The organism is Microlunatus aurantiacus (genome assembly GCF_039536605.1).
In the GTDB taxonomy this organism is placed as follows: domain Bacteria; phylum Actinomycetota; class Actinomycetes; order Propionibacteriales; family Propionibacteriaceae; genus Microlunatus; species Microlunatus aurantiacus.
This window is the reverse complement of sequence record NZ_BAAAYX010000035.1, coordinates 1-3,341: the sequence shown is the minus strand read 5'-3', so window position 1 is coordinate 3,341 and position 3,341 is coordinate 1. Positions and strand designations below refer to the sequence as shown.

The following is a 3,341-nucleotide window of genomic DNA, read 5'->3' as shown; positions in this document are numbered from 1 at the left end:
CTGTTCACCCACCACAGCCGCTACTGGCACCTCCTGCGCCTGTACACAGACAGGTCCGGACTCGAACCACTCGTGACCCCCCTCGGCCAAAGGGGAAGAACCAGGCTGCGCACGCGAGACACCAGCACGTTCTTCCTCGACGCCGAAGGCCGAGTCAAGGTGCCCGACCGCGGCAGCTTCGTCGGTCGCCGACGGGACCTGCAACAACTGCTACGAGAGCTACGGCCAGCCGACCCCACCACCGGGCCCCAAGCTGCCCTACTCACCGGCATGGGAGGCCTCGGCAAGAGCAGCCTGACCGCGCGCCTACTCGACCGGTCCCGCACCACCCACAACCAGCACGCCGTATGGGTCGGGAAAATCGACACCACCGCGGTGCAGAACCTGACCCAGCGTCTCAACCTCGACCCAGACGTCGACCAGCTCGTCAACGACCTCCTCAGCCGAGACAGCCCCCTACGGGACCGGCTCCGCTTCATCCTCGACGGACCACTCGCCGACATCCCCTGCCTGTTCACCTTCGACGACTTCGAAGACGGCAACCTCGACGACGACGGCCACGGAGGCCACCTGTGCACCCCAGACGCACTCGAGGTGATCGAGGCGTTCGGAACCGCCATCAACCGCGCTGGAAGCCCCAGCCGGATCATCATCACCAGCCGCTACGACTTCCCCCTGCCCACCTCACTGAACGTCGTACGACACCCGGTCGGACAGCTCCACGGCGCCGACCTGGAGAAGAAGCTGCGGCTCACCGTGAACCTCGGCCCGACCAGCACTCTCGACGACGCCGTCCGGCAGCGGGCCATTGCCGCCTCAGCAGGCATACCCCGGCTACTGGAACGACTGGACAGTCTCGTCAACGAGCCAGGCGACCTTGACGCCCAGCTCGCCACGATCGAGCAGACCCAGGTGGAGTACCGCGAAGAGCTCCTCCTGCACCAGCTCCTTGAAAGACAGACCCCTAACGTACGACGGACGATCGCACTCGCCGCCATATACGAAATCGCCGTCCCCCTCGAGGCGATCCTGGCCCTCGCACCAGAACGGTCCATCGCTGACGATGTCGAGGCTGCGGTGCGGTCCGGACTCATCCAAGCCGGCCTGCACCCAAACACAGGCGAGACGCGGTACCTCGTCTCCCCACTACTCAGCCCCCTAGTCGCAGACGTTGTAGAACATCTCTCAGCCAGCGACCTACGCCAGGCCCAAGAACGTGCAGCAGAGTTTCTCTACCAGCTCTGGGTGAAAAACCCCGATAGTGAGTGAAGCCGAGTTGGAGGAGGTGTTCCGGCTAGCCGAGGCCGCCCGCATTGGCCGGATCATCGCCGATGTGGGTGACCGACTGGCCAGCAACTGGCTGACAATGTCCCGGTTTCGGGAAGTACAGGACTTGACGACCCGGTCCCTACAGCTCCAAGCCAGCCCAATAACGCTGCTTCATGCCGGCCGAGCACTCAGGGCGACGGGGTATCCGACGGAAGCCCTCGCCTACTGCGAGCAGGCGCTCTCCCTCTGCCAGGAGTCCGGCGACCGAACAAGCGAAGCCGCCGCCTTGAACAGCATCGGCATGATCCACGACCACCTCGGTGACTGGCAAGCCGCTCTCACCCACTACCAGCGGGCCCTCCCCATCTACCAGGAAGCTCGTAATCGCGACGGCGAAGCCGCCACCTTGAACAACATTGGCATGATCCACGACCACCTCGGTGACGGACAAACCGCTCTGACCAACTTCCAGCAGGCTCTTCCCATCTGCCGAGAGACTGGCAACCGCTACGGCGAAGCCTCAACGTTGAACAACATAGGTGGCATCTATCTTGGCCTTGGCGACTGGCGGGCAGCCCTGACCCATTTCCAGCGGGCTCTACCCATACGCCAAGAGGTCGGCGACCTACTAGGCGAGGCAGTCACCCTGAGCAACATCGGCATGGTCCATCACAGCCGCGGCGACCTAGTACCTGCCTTCACCCACTACCAGCATGCCCTCCCCATCCACCAGGAGATCAGCGATCGAGTCGGCGAGGCTTACACCCGGTCCAACATCGCCATGATCTACCGAGCGACCGGGGACCTGGCCGCGGCCGTCGCCGAGCTGGAACACGTCGTCACAATCGACCGCGCCATCCAGCACCCTGGACTCGCCGACGACACGGCCACGCTGAACCAGGTCCGCGCCGAGCTGCAGGCCCAGTCTTGATCACAACCCTGGGGAGGGCTGATGGCGAGTGAGGCCGAGCTCGAGGAAGTGTTCCGGTTAGCCGAAGCCGCCGGTATCAGCCAGATCGCCACCCCAGTGGGTGAGCAGTTGGCCGCCAACTGGCTGACGGTATCTCGGTTCCGTGAAGTACACGGCTTAGCAACCCGATCCTTGCTGATCGAAGTTAGCCCGGCAGCCCTGCACTACGCTGGCCGAGCATTCAGCGCTACCGGAAACCCCACCGCCGCTCTGACGCACTACCAGCAAGCCCTCCTCCTCTACCGCGAGGTCGGCGACCGCGCCGGAGAAGCCGCCATCTTGAACAGCATCGGCAACGTGCAACGCAGCCGCGGGGACCTAGAAGCTGCCCTCACCCAATTCCAGCAGGCCCTCCCTATCTGTCAGGAGACCGGCGACCGCGCAGGCGAAGCCGCCACTTTGAACAACATCGGCAGCATCCACTACAACCGCGGGGACCTAAAAACTGCCCTCACCCACTTCCAGCAAGCCCTCACTGCCCACCAGGAGACCTGCAACCGGCACGGAGAAGCCACCACCCTGAACAACATCGGCAGCATCCACTACAACCGCGGGGACCTAAAAACTGCCCTCACCCACTTCCAGCAAGCCCTCACTGCCCACCAGGAGACCGGCAACCGGCACGGAGAAGCCACCACCCTGAACAACATCGGCAGCATCCACTACAACCGCGGGGACCTAAAAACTGCCCTCACTCGCTATGAGCAGGCCCTCACCATCCAGCAGGAGACCGGCCATCGCGCCAACGAAGCGTCCGTCCTGACCAACATTGGGATGGTCCACCGCGGCCGAGGCGACCTAGAGGTGGCCCTCACTTTCTACCAGCAGGCCCTCTCCATCCAACAGGACGCGGGCGACCGCGCCGGCGAAGCCACCACCCTGAACAACATTGGCGGCACTCACCGCAGCCGAGGCGACCTGGAGGCTGCCCTCACCCACTTCCAGCAGGCCCTCCCCATCTTTCGGGAGGCCGGAGACCGCGCCGGCGAAGCGGCCGCCTTGAACAACATCGGCATGGTGCATTACAGCCGCGGCGACTTAGCCTCGATCCACCGATGAGGCTGGGTGATGGTGGCGGGTTGAGCGTGGCGTGACGCGAGAA

3 protein-coding genes are annotated in these 3,341 nt (G+C 64.2%); all 3 read left to right on the top strand.

The window, feature by feature from the left end; genetic code table 11:
• On the top strand, window positions 1–1,269 hold a 1,269-nt coding region (locus ABD714_RS22330), incomplete at its 5' end, for an ATP-binding protein (protein ID WP_344814672.1).
• Window positions 1,262–2,200, top strand: coding sequence for a tetratricopeptide repeat protein (locus ABD714_RS22325; protein ID WP_344814671.1), 939 nt, complete (start codon window positions 1,262–1,264; stop codon window positions 2,198–2,200). The genes ABD714_RS22330 and ABD714_RS22325, both read left to right, overlap by 8 nt.
• Before the next feature lie 21 nt (window positions 2,201–2,221).
• The gene (locus ABD714_RS22320; protein WP_344814670.1) at window positions 2,222–3,298 is read left to right on the top strand and encodes a tetratricopeptide repeat protein; all 1,077 of its coding nucleotides are present in this window, start codon (window positions 2,222–2,224) and stop codon (window positions 3,296–3,298) included.
• Window positions 3,299–3,341 lie beyond the last annotated feature (43 nt).

What these genes read in the sequence shown, in the direction of transcription:
- ABD714_RS22320 (WP_344814670.1), top strand. Translation starts at nt 2,222, where the DNA reads ATGGCGAGTGAGGCCGAGCTCGAGGAAGTGTTCCGGTTAGCCGAAGCC.